Source organism: Pseudomonas sp. HT11 (genome assembly GCF_044875395.1).
In the GTDB taxonomy this organism is placed as follows: Bacteria; Pseudomonadota; Gammaproteobacteria; order Pseudomonadales; family Pseudomonadaceae; genus Aquipseudomonas.
Genome location: NZ_CP173217.1, coordinates 6,284,644 through 6,299,998, shown reverse-complemented (window position 1 = coordinate 6,299,998; position 15,355 = coordinate 6,284,644). Strand labels below are relative to the sequence as shown.

14 protein-coding genes and 1 pseudogene are annotated in these 15,355 nt (G+C 63.1%); 8 read left to right on the top strand and 7 right to left on the bottom strand.

The window, feature by feature from the left end; genetic code table 11:
- Nucleotides 1-50: 50 nt before the first annotated feature.
- Nucleotides 51-680, bottom strand: coding sequence for a LysE family translocator (locus tag ABWL43_RS29145; RefSeq protein ID WP_404486079.1), 630 nt, complete (start codon nucleotides 678-680; stop codon nucleotides 51-53).
- Between the two features lie 136 nt (nucleotides 681-816).
- Here ABWL43_RS29145 and ABWL43_RS29140 point away from each other — a divergent pair.
- Nucleotides 817-1,289, top strand: a pseudogene (locus ABWL43_RS29140) (Lrp/AsnC family transcriptional regulator).
- Between the two features lie 85 nt (nucleotides 1,290-1,374).
- On the opposite strand, the gene ABWL43_RS29135 reads toward ABWL43_RS29140, so the two are convergent.
- From ABWL43_RS29135 to ABWL43_RS29110, 6 genes are read right to left on the bottom strand one after another with little or no spacing between them, the layout of a single operon-like run.
- Nucleotides 1,375-2,307, bottom strand: coding sequence for a phosphatidate cytidylyltransferase (locus ABWL43_RS29135; RefSeq protein WP_106575956.1), 933 nt, complete (start codon nucleotides 2,305-2,307; stop codon nucleotides 1,375-1,377).
- Between the two features lies 1 nt (nucleotide 2,308).
- Nucleotides 2,309-2,929, bottom strand: coding sequence for a 1-acyl-sn-glycerol-3-phosphate acyltransferase (locus ABWL43_RS29130; RefSeq protein WP_145158377.1), 621 nt, complete (start codon nucleotides 2,927-2,929; stop codon nucleotides 2,309-2,311).
- Nucleotides 2,930-2,938: 9 nt separating this feature from the next.
- Complete coding sequence (locus ABWL43_RS29125; protein ID WP_242201278.1) at nucleotides 2,939-3,382, bottom strand: hypothetical protein; 444 nt, start codon at nucleotides 3,380-3,382, stop codon at nucleotides 2,939-2,941.
- Nucleotides 3,372-4,670 carry a phosphatase PAP2/dual specificity phosphatase family protein gene (locus ABWL43_RS29120; protein WP_404486076.1) on the bottom strand — a complete coding sequence of 433 codons (1,299 nt, stop codon included), beginning with the start codon at nucleotides 4,668-4,670 and terminating at the stop codon, nucleotides 3,372-3,374. The genes ABWL43_RS29125 and ABWL43_RS29120 overlap by 11 nt, the downstream gene beginning before the upstream one ends.
- Before the next feature lie 2 nt (nucleotides 4,671-4,672).
- Complete coding sequence (locus ABWL43_RS29115) at nucleotides 4,673-6,427, bottom strand: bifunctional alpha/beta hydrolase/class I SAM-dependent methyltransferase (RefSeq protein WP_404486074.1); 1,755 nt, start codon at nucleotides 6,425-6,427, stop codon at nucleotides 4,673-4,675.
- A 10-nt stretch (nucleotides 6,428-6,437) separates the two neighbouring features.
- The gene (locus tag ABWL43_RS29110) at nucleotides 6,438-7,055 is read right to left on the bottom strand and encodes a CDP-alcohol phosphatidyltransferase family protein (protein WP_404486072.1); all 618 of its coding nucleotides are present in this window, start codon (nucleotides 7,053-7,055) and stop codon (nucleotides 6,438-6,440) included.
- Between the two features lie 318 nt (nucleotides 7,056-7,373).
- Here ABWL43_RS29110 and hflK (ABWL43_RS29105) point away from each other — a divergent pair, with 318 nt between their 5' ends.
- The 7 genes from hflK (ABWL43_RS29105) (at nucleotide 7,374) to ABWL43_RS29075 (ending at nucleotide 15,271) form a co-directional block, all read left to right on the top strand.
- Nucleotides 7,374-9,299 (top strand): protease modulator HflK, encoded by a 1,926-nt coding sequence (gene hflK / locus ABWL43_RS29105; RefSeq protein WP_404486070.1) that lies wholly within the window; start codon nucleotides 7,374-7,376, stop codon nucleotides 9,297-9,299.
- Nucleotides 9,300-9,311: 12 nt separating this feature from the next.
- Nucleotides 9,312-10,295 carry a protease modulator HflC gene (hflC, locus tag ABWL43_RS29100; protein WP_404486068.1) on the top strand — a complete coding sequence of 328 codons (984 nt, stop codon included), beginning with the start codon at nucleotides 9,312-9,314 and terminating at the stop codon, nucleotides 10,293-10,295.
- Complete coding sequence (hflK, locus tag ABWL43_RS29095) at nucleotides 10,292-11,326, top strand: protease modulator HflK (protein WP_404486066.1); 1,035 nt, start codon at nucleotides 10,292-10,294, stop codon at nucleotides 11,324-11,326. Before hflC ends, hflK (ABWL43_RS29095) begins: the two co-directional genes overlap by 4 nt.
- Nucleotides 11,323-13,209: a cation-translocating P-type ATPase gene (locus tag ABWL43_RS29090; protein WP_404486064.1), complete on the top strand. Its 1,887-nt coding sequence runs from the start codon at nucleotides 11,323-11,325 to the stop codon at nucleotides 13,207-13,209. Before hflK (ABWL43_RS29095) ends, ABWL43_RS29090 begins: the two co-directional genes overlap by 4 nt.
- 116 nt (nucleotides 13,210-13,325) lie before the next feature.
- Nucleotides 13,326-13,580, top strand: coding sequence for a hypothetical protein (locus ABWL43_RS29085; RefSeq protein ID WP_145158355.1), 255 nt, complete (start codon nucleotides 13,326-13,328; stop codon nucleotides 13,578-13,580).
- Nucleotides 13,581-13,646: 66 nt separating this feature from the next.
- The gene (locus ABWL43_RS29080; protein ID WP_145158352.1) at nucleotides 13,647-14,492 is read left to right on the top strand and encodes a DUF692 domain-containing protein; all 846 of its coding nucleotides are present in this window, start codon (nucleotides 13,647-13,649) and stop codon (nucleotides 14,490-14,492) included.
- Nucleotides 14,483-15,271 (top strand): DNA-binding domain-containing protein, encoded by a 789-nt coding sequence (locus ABWL43_RS29075; RefSeq protein ID WP_262206803.1) that lies wholly within the window; start codon nucleotides 14,483-14,485, stop codon nucleotides 15,269-15,271. The genes ABWL43_RS29080 and ABWL43_RS29075 overlap by 10 nt, the downstream gene beginning before the upstream one ends.
- Nucleotides 15,272-15,355 lie beyond the last annotated feature (84 nt).

Sequence of the window (15,355 nt, the reverse complement as noted above, 5' to 3'; positions counted from 1 at the left end):
TCTTACACGCGTCTTTGATACAAAAGATGACGTGAATATGCCGCAAACGCTCAGGCGTGTTGCACAAAAGTGAGACGCACCGCAAAACCGATCAAAAGGCTGCCGAATAACCACTGCTGCAGGCGCTGCGCCGAGCGATTGCTGGCCAGCCAGCGGCCGATGCGCGCGCCGGCCAGGGCGTAGCAGCAGTCAAATGCGAAGCCCACCGTCACCAGCATCACCCCCAGCCATGCAAACTGCGCCGCCACCGGGCCGGCTTGCGGGTTGATGAATTGCGGCAGCAGCACCGAGCAGAACAGCAGGGCCTTTGGGTTGAGCAGGTTCGTCAGCAGTCCGCGTTGAAAGGCCATGCGCCAGGCATGGGCGGGTGGTGCGCCGTGAGAGGCGTCGAGCGATGGCAGCCCGTTGGCACGCAGGCATTGCACGCCCAGCCATAACAGGTAGGCCGCACCGCCCAGGCGCACCACGTCGAAGGTCCAGGGCGCCACCTTGAACAAGGTCGCCAGCCCCATGCCCGCCAACACCACATGGCAGGCCCGGGCGAGGCCCAGGCCGATGGCCGTGGTCAGCGCCAGCGCTTTGCCCTGGCGTGCGCCGGTTTGCAGCAACAGGATCATGTCCGGCCCCGGCAGCAGAAACGCCACCGAAAGTGCCATCAGAAATAGCCACAGCTCTGTCATGTTCCACCCCCTTGATGTGTCGGCTGATTCTAGGAGCGAAGGCCGGGGCAGGTGCTTGCGTATTCAGCTTAAAAGGCGTCTATTCTTGGCACTGTCTGCCATTGATTAAGCTTGCGGTCATTCATTTATGCCAAATTTGAAACTTGATGCCTTTGACCGCAAGATTCTTGAAGCCCTGCAGCGCGATGGGCGCCTGAGTAACGTGCAGCTGGCGGATGAGATCGGCCTGTCTGCCTCCCCCTGTTTGCGCCGTGTGAGGCTGCTGGAAGAAGCCGGCGTGATTCGCGGCTATCAAGCGACCCTGGATCGCGATGAAGTGGGCCTGGGCATGATGGTGTTCGTCGGCGTGAAGGTGGAGCGGCACAACGACACCGAGGCCAATGCCTTCGCGAGGCGGTGACCGCACTGCCCGAGGTGATCTCGGCATTTCTGGTGTCGGGGGAGTCGGATTTTCTATTGCAGGTGGTGGTGCCGGATTTGCGTGGGTACGAGCGCTTCGTCACCGGCAGCCTGTTGAAGCTGCCCGGGGTTAGGGACATCCGCAGCAACTTTGCGATCCAGACCGTGAAAACCCCAGGCGCCTTGCCTTTGGGGCACCTGCCAGGCTGAACACTTGAAAACACCGCAAAACCACTGTGGGAGCTGGCTTGCCTGCTCCCACAGTTGATCCGCGTTGAGCTTGAGGTGGTATTTCTCAAGTCCACCAGTAGCGAACAAGGTGGAAGAAAATCGGCGCGGCAAAACACACCGAATCCAGCCGGTCCAGCATCCCGCCGTGACCTTCGATCATATGGCCCCAATCTTTCACGCCTCGGTCGCGCTTGATCGCCGACATCACAATGCCGCCGGCAAAGCCGAGCAGGTTGATCAGCAGCGCGATCAAGAACGACTGCCACGGGTTGAACGGCGTGGTCCACCACAGCGCTGCGCCGATCAGGGATGACAGCAGAATCCCACCGACGAAACCTTCGACGGTTTTGGACGGCGACAGGTTGGGCGCGATCTTGTGTTTGCCGAACAGCTTGCCACACACGTACTGCAGCACGTCCGACAGCTGCACCACGATCACCAGGTAGGCGATCAGCAACAGGTTGCGACCTTCGTAGCCAGGAATGTCGAGGGTCAGCAGGGCCGGGACGAAGGACACGCAGAACACTGCAATCATCAGGCCCCATTGCACCTTCGACGCGCGCTCCAGGAAGTGCGTGCTGTCGCCCCCCAGCGAAGCGAGGATCGGCAGCAGCAGGAACACGTACACCGGGATGAAGATCGAGAACAGCCCGTACCAATCGGAATAGATCAGCAGGTATTGCAGCGGCAAGGCCAGGTAGAACGCGGCCACCAGCGCCGGGTAGTCACTGCGCCGGGTCGGGGTGAGGGTGAGGAATTCGCGCAGGGCGTAGAACGACACCGCGTAGAACAGCAGGATCACCGCACCGGTGCCGAGCCAGAAGGCGATGCCGATCACCACGACCATCACCCACCAGGCATTGATACGGGCGTTGAGGTTGTCGACGACCGCATTTGGCGTACCGCGGGTGCGCAACTTGAGGATCAGGCCGATCAGCGAGGCGAGCACCAGGATGGCGCCGATCCCGCCGAACAACATCAGGGTTTGGCTATCCATGTCAGACATGCTCCGGGGCAAGGGCAAGCAGGGCGTCGCGGGTGCGGGCGAGGAAGGCGGCTTTGTCTTCGTTATCCTCCAATTGCAGGGGAGCACCAAAGCTGGTGGTGCACAGCAATGGCAGCGGCAGCACGCGACCCTTGGGCATGACCCGGTTGAGGTTGGCGATCCACACCGGGATCAATTCGGCCTGTGGGTAACTTTTCGCCAGGTGGTACAGGCCGCTCTTGAAGGGCAGCAAGCCGTCTTCGAGATTGCGCGTGCCTTCGGGGAAGATAATCAGCGAGTCGCCACCTTCCAGGGCGGCAAGCATAGGCTGCAGTGGGTTATCCACAGGGTCTTTGCGCTCGCGGTCGATCAGCACGCCGTTGAACACGCGGTTGATGATGTAACGGCGCAGGGCGCTTTTGTTCCAGTAGTCGCTGCCGGCCACCGGACGCGTGAACGTGCGCAGGTTTTGCGGCAAGGATGCCCACACCAGCACGAAGTCGCCGTGGCTGCTGTGGTTGGCGAAATAGATGCGCTGCACCGGCACCGGCGCGCACCCCAGCCACAGGCTGCGGGCGCCGGTTACGGTGCGGGCCATTGAGGTAATCAGGGTGGCAACCACAGGTTCGAACATGGGGATTCCTTATCCGGCGAAAGGTAGCCAAGGGCTGGCGAGGATCACGGCCAGGGTCAGCAGCATTTGTGCGCCCAGCAGCCAGGCCTGCTTGCGCAGCAGTTTGAGGGCGCCGCGACGGCGTTCGGTCCAGGGCCGGCCGGCCCGCTTGGCCGATTGCAGGCCAAGGGTTTGCAGGGCCTGGTCGAGGTCGGGGGTGCGCTCGGTGTCGCGAGCGAGCAGCGCGAACAGGTCGGCATCAAAGGCGACGCGCAGCGCCCAGTACTTTTGCAGCAGCCCCAGGACAATCATCCACAGGCTGAGCAGCAGGCAGATTGGCGCGACACTCGCCATCAGCAGTTGGGCCAGGCCGAAAAGCACGCCGAGCAGCGTCAGGCCTGTGGATAACTGATCCAGCGAGCGACCACGGCGCAGCAGGCTGGCAACCACCTGGAGTTCCATATCAGCGGGCATGGGCTAAACCCTCCAAAGCTTCGCGGTGAGCGGGGTGCAGGACCACATGGGCCCGCGCTGTACGAATAATAGCCAGTGCCTCGTCCACCGTTGTGGCGCGCCCACTGTGCAGCAGCCAGGCTGCAACGGCGGTGGCGCTGCGTGAGTAACCGAGGGCGCAGCACACCAGTAATGGCCCGCTTGCGCGCAGGCGCTCAATGGCTTGGGCGGCTTGCAGGCATTCGGCGGGTGTCGGCGCAATCAGGTCCAGCACGGGGACGCATGCATAAGCGCGGCCCTGTGGATTAATCGGCAATTCGGCGCACAAATCGACGATCGCCTTGAATGAACCTTGCTCGCGTGCGGCGGGTATTCGACCGAGCCAGACGTTATCCACAATCAGGTCAGGCTGTGGATGCTTGCGTGTCCACAGGCGTGAGTTGATCCACGCGGTCGCAAGGTAGGGCGCATACAGCCAGCGCGCGGCAGGCGTCAGCGTGCCGTCGAGCCGTTTTTGAAAGCCCGGCGCGCCGAGTACCAAGTAATTGGCCTTGATCAAGCCCAGGGAAACCGCCGGCCATAGCAGCCACAGCCACCAGCCGCCGAGCGTTAACGCGAGAATCACCAAGGCCAGCGCGCCCAAGCCGTAGCGCACGCCCAGCCGCCAGCGTTTTCGATCCCGCGTAAGCCGCGCATTCAACAGCGGGCTCGGGTGCTCCAGCGGCCACAGCCACACGCATAGCCAGCCGGCGAGGGCGCCTGTGGGTAAGTCGATAAAGTGATGTTGATAAGTGGTCAGCACCGAAATACCGATCAACGCGAACCACCCGTGCACCATCCAGCGCCAGAAGCCCTGGCTGTGGCGCTGGTACATGATCCACAGAATCACCAGCAGTGCGATGTGCAGCGACGGTGCCTGATTAAACGGTTTGTCGAAACCTGCCAGCACGGCAAACAGCCAGCCGAATACGCCATCCAGCGCCGGCCGTTCAAAGGTGAACCGCAGCGGCCAGATCAGGAAGCAGCTCACGGCAATCACCTGGGCGGTCAGCAGGCGCAGCGCGTGTTGTTTGAGTTCATGGCGGCTAGTGGGCAGCAGCAGCGAGAAGCCGTAGAGCAGGTCGATGGACCAGTAGGGCACGATGGTCCAGGCCCAGAACGGCATATGGGTTTCCCAGCCGAACACCAGTGTGCCGACGTCGCTGCGCTGGCTGGTGACCCAGGTGGCAAAGCCGTAGGTGCTGAAAAACAGCGGCGCCAACAGCAGCAACCACAGGACCGCAGGTTTCAATAAACCGGGTTCGCGCATGCTCAGATCTTCTGTGCCAGAGACACCGTGAAAATGCCCCATTCGTCCACACGCTGAGTGATCTTGCGAAAGCCTGCGGCCTCGACCAGTTGATCCATTTCTGCCTGGCTGCGACGGCGCATCACCCAGGCCTGGCCCTGGCGATGGCTGGTCAGCGCGCGGGCGATCAGTTCCAGCTGCGGGTGCCACGGCTGGCCGGTGTACACCAGGTAACCGCCGGGCTCCACGGCTTCGGCAAGGCCGGCCAGCGAACCGCCGACCATGGCGTTATCGGCAAACAATTCATACAGCCCGGACACCACCGCCAAGGTCGGCTTGGGGTCGAGCGCCGCCAGGTCCGCGCGATCAAACGCATCGCCTTTGACGAACTGCGCAATATCCCCCAGGCCTTTTTCGCGAATCAGCGCGCCACCGTCGCGCACGTTGATGTCGCTGTAGTCGCGCAGCAGGATCGACTCCGGCAGCGGCGATACGCCCTGCAAGGCTTCAAGAATGTAGCGGCCGTGGCCCGCAGCGATGTCGACAATGCGCACCTGGCGATCATCGCTGCGCAACTTGGCCATGGCCAGGCGCAACAGCTCTTCAACATTCAGCTTGCGCTGGCGAATGCCACGCCAGCCGATGGAGTTGAGGTAGTTGGTGTCGATCATCCGCCCCAGCCCGCCTTTGCCGGTGGGCTTGTTGCGGTACACATAATCCAGTGTGCTGCCGGAATCGAAGCCGGTGTCAAAGCCCAGTTTCACCCCGTCCGAGAGATTCTTGCCCAGGCCCATGCTGGCGCGGGTCATGCGCCAGTAGAGGTCGCGCAAAGAGTTGCGCGGCAGCGGCGCGGCCAGGGATTCGGACTCGGCGCAGGTGGCGCCCAGCTTGTCGGCGTCGAGCAATGAGGCGCGGTCCAGCGGGTGCGCAAAGTTCTGCAGGATAAAGCGCCTGGCGCTGCTCACGGCCACGGCACGGTCGCGTTCACCGAGGGTGTCGTGGAAGAAGCCGGGCAGGATGTGCAGTTCTTTTTTCAGGCTGCCCAGGCGGTCGAAAAATTGCTGCTGGGGTTTGCGGTGCACCACAAAGTCCGAGCCGGAGATCAGCAGCTGGGTCGGCACCTGGATCGCCTGGGCATCGGCGACAACGCGGTCGGCAGCTTCGTACAGGCCGAGCAGCACATTCACCGAGATCGCCTTGGTGATCAGCGGGTCGCTGTCGTAGGACGCGACGCGCTCGGGGTCATGGCTGAGGAACTTGGCCTTGACGTAGCTGTTAACGAAAAAGTTGCCGCGAAATGTGCGCATCAGCGCCAGGCCTGGCCGCGCGAACGGCACGTAGAGCTTGACCTTGAACGCCGGGGAGGCGAGCACCAGTGCGCGGATTTTCGGCGCGTAATCGTGCACCCACGTGGCTGCGATCACCGCGCCGACGCTCTGGGCGATCACCGCGCAATTGTCTTCTTCGATGCCGTAAGTGGCACCGATGTGGTCTCGAAAGGTTTGCACGTCGCGGGCACAGGTGGCGAAGCTTGGGCTGTCGCCGCGCGCGCCGGGCGACTGGCCGTGGCCACGGGCGTCCCAGGCAAAGAAGTCGAAGTGCGGCAGGTCCAGTTCATCGACCATGTGGGCAATGCGCCCCGAATGCTCGTGGCCGCGATGGAACAGCAGGATCGCCTTGCGCGGCTCGTCGCCAAGCGGCGCAGTGGCCGGCCAGTGCCGGTAGAAAAGCTCGACGCCGTCGTGGGTACTGAAGCTGTGCTCTTGCTGTTCACGCATCGCAAATTCCTTATGCAGAAGGGGACGTCGTTTCTTTGAGGCCCTGGCGCACGCGGTTGACCAAGGTGTAGGCGAGCAGCGCCGCGACCAGCCACATCACCGCGTCGACCCAACCTGCGCCGAGCCAGCCCAGCGCCACGCCGGTGGCCAGCACACCCAGTACAAACGCGCGATCACTCTTGCCCATCGGCCCGTCGTAGCGCCGCGACGCCCCGACCATGGGCCCCAGCACACCGGCGTATTCGCTGAACACCGCCAGCAACGTGACCAGCAGCACCGGCGCCAGGCTCACGCCGGGGATCAGCGCAAAGGGCAGGATCAACGCGCTGTCGGCGATCACGTCGCACAGTTCATTGAGGTAGGCGCCCAGCCGCGACTGCTGGCCGAATTCACGGGCGAGCATGCCGTCGATGGCGTTAAGAGCCATGCGCAGGATCATCCACAACGGGATCAGGGCAAACAGCCAGAGGTGTTGGGCAAAGCCTGCGATGAGCAGGCCGACCAGCAAGGACACCACGCAGGCCAGCACGGTGATCTGGTTGGCCGTGGTGCCGTTGTCGTAGAGGCGCTGCACGAGTGGGCGCAGTAAGTCTTGAAAACGCGGTTTGAGCTGATAGATCGAAATCATGGGAGGCGACGCTTCCTTGTCCGTTTACCCGCGAAAAACTGTTTTGGAGTGTGCCGATTAATCGGCGGCTGCACCAGTGATGGCTCGTGTTTATGGGGGGTTAGTCACGGTCTCGAAGGTAATGACGTACGAATGTGACAGGGGGCTTGCTCCCAATAGTGGTGGGGCCGTCAGCTGATCTGTTGCTGATACACCGTCATCGGGGGCAAGCCCCCTCCCACAGGGATTCTCGGTAGGGTTCAACCAGGGTGTTTTCGAACAAAAATTTCACGCCGCGTGTTATATCGTAACGAATTGTGTACAAACGGGCGTGAGTGGATGCAAGTGGATCTAGAAGCTGACGGCGCTTCGGTTGAAGGCTTGCCGCGTTTTCAGCAGGGGCTGTTTCATGCGCGTCGATTGCGCCAGGCCGGCATCAGCCTGACGGCGCTGGCCGTTTGCGCTTGGGTGCTGGCATTGTTTGTCGCCCTGTTTGCGCCGCTGTCGATCTGGCCGGTGGTGCTGATCAACTGCGCGTCGGCCTTGTGGGTGTTGGTGGCCGGCTTGCAATCGGCGTGGTGGGTCGCCGATTGGCGGGCGCAGGCGCTGGAAGAGCCGACGCTGGAATTGATCGAGCCGCGGCTTGAAGACACGGGCGGGTACGCGCGGTTTGCCGGACGTTTCGGCAGCAGCCTGCTGGCGCAGATTGGCGCGCCGGTGCTGTGGTTGAGTGGCTGGTCGTTGCTGGCACTGTTGAGCATTGTCGAATTCTGGAACCTGGCACTGCCCGCTGCAGCCGTGGGGCAATCGGCAAGCGTTGGCGCCGCGCTGGGGCTGGCATTGGCCTTTGGCTTGCTGGTGTTCGAGCGCCGCCTGGCGCAGGAAACAGCTGCGCAATGGCCGGAAGCCTCACAGCTGGCGCAATTAAGCCGGGTGGCGATTGCGTGCCTGGTGGTCAGCGCGATCTGCCTGCTGTTTGCCGGCGCGCAATCTGTATGGCCCCTGCGCCTGGCCGTGTTGATCGGCCTGCTGCCGGGGCTGGTTGCCGTGGAGTTTTTGCTCAGGGCCGTACTGTCGCTGTTCAGCCCACGCCAGCCGCGCCTCGAACCACGCTTGATGGCGCAAAGCTTTATTGCCGGTTTGCTGCGTTGGCCGCCACAACCCTTGCAGGCGCTGCAGCACGAGTTGCACAACCGCTTCGGTATCGATTTGCGCCAGATCTGGGCGTTTACCTACATGCGCCGGGCATTCCTGCCGGTGCTGCTGGTGGTATTGGCCGTAGGCTGGGCGCTGACCGGCGTGCACGAAGTGCCCCTGCAAGGCCGTGGGATTTATGAACGCTTCGGCAAACCTGTGGCGGTGTTCGGCCCTGGCCTGCATGCCGGATTGCCATGGCCGTTGGGCCGCGTCATCGCTATCGAAAATGGCGTGGTGCATGAACTCGCTACCAGCGTCAGCGAGGCGGCTACACCGGAGCTGGCCGCCGCCGAAGGCCCGGCGCCGACGATCGCCAACCGGTTGTGGGACGCCAGCCATGTGAATGACAAATCCCAAGTGATCGCCAGCAGCAGCGGCGACAAGCAGAGCTTCCAGATCGTCAATATGGACGTGCGGTTCGTCTACCGCATTGGCCTGACCGATCAGGCGGCGCTGGCCGCCACCTATAACAGCGCGGATGTGCCGACGCTGATTCGCAGCACCGCCAGCCGCATCCTGGTGCACGACTTTGCCTCGCGCACGCTCGACGAATTGCTCGGTGAGCAACGCACCCAACTGGCCGACGAAATCGGCCGCTCGGTGCAGGCGGACTTGCAGAAACTCAACAGCGGCGTGGAGATTCTGGCCACGGTGGTCGAAGCGATTCACCCACCGGCTGGCGCTGCCAATGCCTACCACGCCGTGCAGGCTGCGCAGATCGGCGCCCAGGCGCTGATCTCCCGCGAACGCGGCGCTGCCAGCGAACAGACCAACCAGGCCTTGCTGCAGGCCAGCACTGCTCGCGATCAGGCGTTGGCCACCGCGCGCGAAGTGAATGCTGGCGCGCAAGCGGCCGACCTGCGGTTCAGCGCCGAACAAAAAGCCTACGCCACCGCTGGCCAGGCATTCGTGCTGGAACAGTACCTCGGCCAACTCAGCCAAGGCCTGGCCCACGCCAAGCTGCTTATTCTGGATCACCGCCTGGGCGCCGACGGCGCACCGACGATCGATCTGCGTTCTTTTACCTTGCCGGCCGACCCTAGGGCGCCGCGTAAAGCCGTTCAATAAGGAGTCTGTCTGTTGAGCGCTCATTCTCACGATCATGGTCATCATCACGGCCACCATCACCACCACGGTGATGAACAAGCCGCTGGCCCGTTTCCTTGGCGGCGCATGGCCTGGGCGGTGTTGCTGGTGCTGTTTGCGGTGGCGGCCGCCAGCCTGGTGCAGGTGCGTTCCGGCGAAGCCACGGTGATTACGCGGTTCGGCAACCCGTCGCGGGTGCTGCTGGAGCCAGGCCTGGGCTGGCGCTGGCCGGCGCCGTTCGAAGCGGCGATCCCGGTGGACCTGCGCCTGCGCACCACCTCCAGCGGTTTGCAGGACGTGGGCACCCGCGACGGCTTGCGGATTATCGTGCAGGCCTACGTGGCGTGGCAGGTGCAGGGCGATGCCGACAATGTGCAGCGTTTTATGCGCGCGGTGCAGAACCAGCCGGATGAAGCGGCGCGGCAGATTCGCACCTTCGTCGGCTCGGCGCTGGAGACCACTGCGGCCAGCTTTGACCTGTCCAGCCTGGTCAACACCGACGCCAGCCAAGTGCGCATCGCTGATTTTGAGGCACAGTTGCGCCAGCAGATTGATCAACAATTGCTCACCACTTATGGCGTGCGCGTGGCGCAAGTCGGCGTTGAACGCCTGACCCTGCCGTCGGTCACCCTCACCGCCACCGTTGACCGCATGCGCGCCGAGCGCGAGACCATCGCCACCGAACGCACTGCCGTGGGCAAACGTGAAGCGGCGCAGATTCGCTCCGCCGCCGAACGTGATGCGCGCATCGTGCAGGCCGATGCCACGGTGAAGGCCGCCGATATCGAGGCGCAGTCGCGGGTCGAAGCGGCGCAGATCTATGGCCGTGCCTACGCCGGCAATCCGCAGCTGTACAACCTGCTGCGCTCGCTGGACACCTTGGGCACGGTGGTGACGCCGGGCACCAAAATCATCCTGCGCACTGACGCCGCGCCGTTCCGCGCACTGGTGGACGGGCCGAAGGATGTTCAGCCATGAGTGAGCGTGACAGCCCGGACAGCCCATGGATCCAGGCCGGGCGCCTGACCTTCCTGGCGCTGTACGCGGTGACGGTGTTGGCGGCGTTGGCCTGGGCGTTTTCCAATGTGCGCCAGATCGACCCGCAGAACCGCGCCGTGGTGTTGCACTTCGGCGCGCTGGACCGTATTCAAAACGCCGGCCTTTTATTGGCGTGGCCGCAGCCGTTCGAGCAGGTGGTATTGCTGCCGGCAGCCGACCGTGTGATTGAGCGTCGGGTGGAGAACCTGCTGCGTTCCGACGCGGCGACCCAGGCCGACCGCGTGGCCACCTTTGCCGCGCCGTTGAGCGACGCGCTGGCAGGCTCCGGCTACTTGCTAACCGGCGACGCCGGTGTGGTGCAGCTGGATGTGCGGGTGTTCTACAAGGTCACCGAACCCTACGCGTTCGTGCTGCAGGGCGAGCACGTGCTGCCGGCGCTGGATCGCCTGGTGACGCGCAGCGCCGTGGCGCTGGCGGCGGCGCGCGACCTGGACACCATTCTGGTGGCGCGCCCGGAATTGATCGGCAGCGATAACGGCGCCGCCGAACGCCGTGAGCGACTGCGCGGCGATCTGGTGCAAGGCATCAATAAACGCTTGGCAGACTTGGCCTCCACCGGTTTGGGGTTGGGCATCGACGTGACGCGTGTCGATGTGCAATCAAGCCTGCCGGGCCCGGCGGTGAATGCCTTCAACGCAGTGCTGACGGCCAGCCAACAAGCCGATAAAGCCGTGGCCAATGCGCGCACCGACGCGGAAAAACTCACCCAAGCCGCCAATCAGGAGGCCGACCGCGTTGTGCAAGTGGCCCACGCCCAAGCCAGCGAACGCCTGGCCAATGCCCAAGCGCAAACGGCCACCGTCGCCAGCCTGGCCCAGGTCAAAGACCCGGGCCTCATGCTGCGTCTGTATCGCGAACGCTTGCCGAAGATTCTCGGCCAGGCCGGTTCGGTGACCACGGTCGATCCCAAAGACGACTCCCGCTTGATCATCCAGGGAGCCGAACAATGAGCGCGCCTATGTTGACGTCCGCCGAGCAGCGCAGTGCTGCCCGGCAATTGACCCTGGCCATGTTGGCCTTGGGCTTGCTGGTATTGGGTTTGGTGTGGCGCTGGCTGGCGCCCGACCAGAACGGTGTCAGCCAACTGCTGCTCGGCGTCGCTTCCTTGCTGGTGGCCGTGCCGGTGATGCGTTCGGCCTGGTACAGCCTGCGTTACCCGAGCCTGCATGGCATCACCGACCAATTGATCGCCCTGGCGATGATCGGCGCGTGGGCCACGGGCGATCTGCTGACGGCTGCATTGCTGCCGATCATCATGATTTTCGGCCACGTGCTGGAAGAGCGCAGCGTGATTGGCTCCCAGGAAGCGATTCATGCCCTGGGCAAACTGACCCGCAGCCATGCGCGGTTGGTGCAGGCCGACGGCAGCATTGTGGAAGTGGATAACGGCACGCTGAACAGCGGCGATATCGTCGAAGTGCGTGCCGGTGATCGCGTGCCGGCCGATGGTGTGGTGCTGTCGGGCCAGGCGAGCCTGGACACGGCGCCGATCACCGGTGAGTCGGTGCCGCTGGAAGCCAGCGTGGGCGTGCAGGTGTTTGGTGGCGCGATCAACCTCGACGGCTTGCTGCGCCTGGAAGTGACGCGCACCGGTAACGAATCGACCCTGGGCAAAGTCATTGCGCTGATGCAGAACGCCGAACGTTCCAAGCCGCCGATCACGCGGTTGCTGGAGCGTTACGCCGGCAGCTATATGGTGCTGGTGTTGCTGCTGGCGGCGGTGACCTGGTTTGTGACCAATGACGCCCAGGCGATGTTGGCCGTGCTGGTAGCGGCGTGCCCGTGTGCCTTGGTGCTGTCCGCCCCGGCCACGGCGATTGCCGGGATTGCAGTGGCGGCGCGGCACGGAATTTTGATTCGCAGCTCGGCATTTCTCGAGGAGTTGGCGGACCTCACCTCGCTGGTTGTGGATAAGACCGGCACGCTCACGTTTGGCACGCTGCGTTTGCAATCCATCGACACCACGGCGCCGGATCGGCAGGTGTTGTTGAACCTTGCCGCCAGCCTGGGTTCGGCCAGCAGCCACCCGGTCAGCCGTGCGTTGGCGGGGCTGGCAACGCAGGAGCAAATGCTGGGGCTGACGGACATTCGCGAACGCCAGGGCCTGGGCGTGGTGGCGCAGACCGAGCAGGGCGAAGCGGCTTTGGGGCGCCCGGAATTGTTCGAGCAATTGGGCATCGTGACCACCCGAGTCCCTGATCATGACGGCCCGATTGCCGGTCTGGCGCTGAACGGCCAGTTCCTCGCCTGGCTGCTGCTCGCAGACAGCGTCAAGCCGGAAGCGCGCCAGGCCCTGCAGGAGCTACGCGACTTGGGCCTGGGCCGCCAACTGCTGCTGACCGGTGACCGTCAAAGCGTGGCCGACAGCCTGGCGCTGGATGTCGGTATCAGCGACGTCGAAGCCCAGGCACTGCCGGAAGACAAGCTCAACCGCGTGCTCGGGGAAATCGGCAGTGGCTTTCGGCCAATGGTCGTCGGCGATGGCATCAATGACTCGCTGGCGCTCAAGGCGGGCGTGGTCGGTGTGGCAATGGGCGCGGGCGGTGCGGACATCGCGCTGGCGTCGGCGGATGTGGTGTTGATCGGCAGCGACCTGCGGCGCCTGGGCACGTGTGTGCGCTTGAGTCGCCAGTGCCGCCACACGTTGCAGGTCAACGTGATCATCGGGTTGGGCTGGACGCTGGCTATTGTGGTGTTTGCCGCGTTTGGCTGGCTGGGCGCGGCCGGCGCCATGATTGCGGCGGTGTTGCATAACTTGAGCACCTTGCTGGTACTGGGCAATGCCGGGCGTTTGCTGCGCTTTCAGGAGCCACTTTTGAAGCTTGAAGAATAATTTCAGAAATATCTGCATACAGCTGTAACGCCGATAAGGGTCCTCACTCTAGTGGTATGTCGAGACTGAACACTCCGTTCAGACCGGCACCCCTACCGATCATGAGGACTCTAAAAATGAACTTCAAATCCGCTGCTGCTGGTGCCGCCCTTGCGATGGCCGCCGCTACCCTGTTTGCTGGTGTTGTGACCCAGGCTCAAGCCGCTGACACGGCTGTGCACTGCTACGGTATCAACGCGTGCAAAGGCCAGAACGACTGCAAAACCAAGGACCATGCTTGCAAAGGTCAGGGTTCTTGCAAAGGCCAGGGCTTCCTCGCCAAGCCCTCCGCTGCTGCCTGCATGAAGGCTGGCGGCACCGTCGGCGAGTAACCGGCACCGAGTGCACCCGCAGCGGACGCCCCCCACCGCTGCGGACACTTTGCCCTGGAGTGAGTCATGTCCGCGTCCCTTCCAAGTCTGGGTTACGGCCTGGGTTTACGCAGTGAGTACTACCAGCAGATCCTTGAACAATCGCCGGCCGTGGATTGGTTTGAAGTGATCTCCGAGAATTATCTGGTCCAGGGCGGTAAAGCCTTGTACTACCTGGATGCGATAGCCGAGCGCTATCCCTTGGTGATGCACGGTGTGTCCCTGTCCATCGGCGGGCCGCATGCCCTCGATATCGATTACCTGAAACACATCAAGCAGCTCGCCGAGCGCATTCAGCCGGCGTGGGTTTCCGATCACCTGTGCTGGAGCCGCGGCAACGCCCATCAGTTGCATGACCTGCTGCCGCTGCCTTACACCGAAGAAAGTCTCTACCACGTGGCCGGCCGCGTGCGCCAAGTGCAAGACGTCTTGCAGCGTCCGCTGGTGCTGGAAAACGTTTCCAGCTATGTGCGTTCCAAGGCCGACGAATTCACCGAGTGGGAATTCCTCAAGGCCCTGGCCCACCTGACCGGCTGCCAGCTGTTGTTGGACGTGAACAACGTGTATGTCAGCTCGCGTAACCACGGCTTCGACGCCTGGACGTTTATCCGCAGCCTGCCGCCTGAAAGCATCCGCCAACTGCACTTGGCCGGGCATAGGGATTACGGCGACTACGTGGTCGATACCCATGATCACCCGGTGTGCGATCCGGTGTGGGCGCTGTATCAACAGACGCTGGAGCTGTTGGGGCCGGTGTCGACATTGCTGGAGCGCGATGACCATTTCCCGCCGTTCGAAGAGCTGCTCGCCGAGTTGAGCAAGGCCCGTGAGCTGGGCGCCAGCGCGTTGGCCAGGAGGGCGTTATGCGCCTGATCGACTGGCAGCTGGCGTTTGAGCAGCATCTATTGTCCGAAAGCTCGGTGGCCAACAGTGGGTTTGCCGCGACCTTGCTGGGTGGGCCGACTCTGGATGTGGACACGGGCCTGGCGATTTACCACAACGCCTATGTGTCGCGGCTTCAGGAAGTGTTGCGGCATGACTTCGGCGCCATCCGCTATTGGCTGGGTGACGACGAGTTTGCATTACTGACGGACGCCTATGTACGCCGCTATCCGTCGGCCCATTACAGCCTGCGTTGGCTGGGCGAGCGGTTCCCGGCGTTTCTCGTCGAGCATCTGGTGCAAGAGCACAGCGCGCCGCTGGCCGAGTTGGCGCGGTTGGAGTGGGCGTTTACCTTGGCGTTCGATGCGCCGCAGGGTGAGCCGCTGGGTGTGAATGACATGGCGCAGTTGGCCCCCGAAAACTGGCCGGGTTTGCAGGTAGGCCTGGCGCCTTCGGTGCAACAGGTGCTGTGTCAGTTCAATAGCGTGGCGATTTGGCGGGCCAGCAAGGATGAGTCGGATTTCCCTGATAGCCAGGCGCTGGAACGGGCGCAGATGTGCCTGGTGTGGCGTCACCAGAATGTGTGCCATTACCGCAGCCTTGAGCCGGCTGAAGCCTGTGCGCTGGCGGGCATGGTGACCACCGGCTGGAATTTTTCAGAACTGTGCACAGGGTTGGCAGTCACTTATGGAGAGGGGGCGCCACTGCAAGCGGTGACCTGGCTGAAACAGTGGATCCAGGACGGTTTGCTCGAGCATCGAGCCTTATAGTTAAGTGCTATCAAATCGATAGCCTCCTACTTTGTCTTCGGATGGTCTACCCTCACTCCAGACGTCTGAAACAAGGGGGGACTA

Bases quoted from the DNA above. Each gene is read 5' to 3' on its own strand.
- ABWL43_RS29145 (WP_404486079.1), bottom strand. From the start codon at position 680: ATGACAGAGCTGTGGCTATTTCTGATGGCACTTTCGGTGGCGTTTCTG.
- ABWL43_RS29135 (WP_106575956.1), bottom strand. From the start codon at position 2,307: ATGGATAGCCAAACCCTGATGTTGTTCGGCGGGATCGGCGCCATCCTG.
- ABWL43_RS29130 (WP_145158377.1), bottom strand. From the start codon at position 2,929: ATGTTCGAACCTGTGGTTGCCACCCTGATTACCTCAATGGCCCGCACC.
- ABWL43_RS29125 (WP_242201278.1), bottom strand. From the start codon at position 3,382: ATGCCCGCTGATATGGAACTCCAGGTGGTTGCCAGCCTGCTGCGCCGT.
- ABWL43_RS29120 (WP_404486076.1), bottom strand. From the start codon at position 4,670: ATGCGCGAACCCGGTTTATTGAAACCTGCGGTCCTGTGGTTGCTGCTG.
- ABWL43_RS29115 (WP_404486074.1), bottom strand. From the start codon at position 6,427: ATGCGTGAACAGCAAGAGCACAGCTTCAGTACCCACGACGGCGTCGAG.
- ABWL43_RS29110 (WP_404486072.1), bottom strand. From the start codon at position 7,055: ATGATTTCGATCTATCAGCTCAAACCGCGTTTTCAAGACTTACTGCGC.
- hflK (WP_404486070.1), top strand. From the start codon at position 7,374: ATGCAAGTGGATCTAGAAGCTGACGGCGCTTCGGTTGAAGGCTTGCCG.
- hflK (WP_404486066.1), top strand. From the start codon at position 10,292: ATGAGTGAGCGTGACAGCCCGGACAGCCCATGGATCCAGGCCGGGCGC.
- ABWL43_RS29090 (WP_404486064.1), top strand. From the start codon at position 11,323: ATGAGCGCGCCTATGTTGACGTCCGCCGAGCAGCGCAGTGCTGCCCGG.
- ABWL43_RS29085 (WP_145158355.1), top strand. From the start codon at position 13,326: ATGAACTTCAAATCCGCTGCTGCTGGTGCCGCCCTTGCGATGGCCGCC.
- ABWL43_RS29080 (WP_145158352.1), top strand. From the start codon at position 13,647: ATGTCCGCGTCCCTTCCAAGTCTGGGTTACGGCCTGGGTTTACGCAGT.
- ABWL43_RS29075 (WP_262206803.1), top strand. From the start codon at position 14,483: ATGCGCCTGATCGACTGGCAGCTGGCGTTTGAGCAGCATCTATTGTCC.